We start from the raw sequence: 396 nt of genomic DNA, 5'->3' as shown, positions 1-396 counted from the left end.
CACCAGAACGACCTGTCCGCGCCGCATCACCGCCGTCCCCGCTCATAGGTCGAAGGGGACGGGAAGCTCGTAGCTTTCGAAAAGCTCCGCCAGCTCTTCCAGTTTGAGATCGAGCAGCGAGGCGACTCGGCGCACCGATACATCGCCAGCCAGCAGCCCAGTATGCAGCCGTTGCACGAATTCAGCGCTGAACAGGCGCGGTGCCGGCTGTTTGTCTGCAGGTCGGCCGTTGGCCGTCAGCTTTGAATCCTGAATGCCGAGTAGATCGGCTCGGGACAGGAACCCCAGATAAAAGAGGCGCCACTTCATGGCTTGCGCCGAAACGCACAGCTCCGTGGCGGTCTTGTTCAGCCAATCGTGGATGTCTTCTTCCTCGCGACGGCTTCGCCAGCGCAC

General features: G+C 61.6%; 1 protein-coding gene. It reads right to left on the bottom strand.

The features are described 5' to 3' along the window. Nucleotides 1-42: 42 nt before the first annotated feature. Nucleotides 43-396, bottom strand: a 354-nt coding sequence (locus tag ACTFO6_RS17875; RefSeq protein WP_439935761.1) for a hypothetical protein, incomplete at its 5' end; no start/stop codon positions are given.

It is taken from the genome of Pelomicrobium sp. G1 (assembly GCF_051905455.1).
Taxonomy (GTDB): Bacteria; Pseudomonadota; Gammaproteobacteria; order Burkholderiales; family UBA6910; genus Pelomicrobium.
Note: the sequence above shows the minus strand (reverse complement) of the source record. Positions and strands in the feature narration are given on the sequence as shown.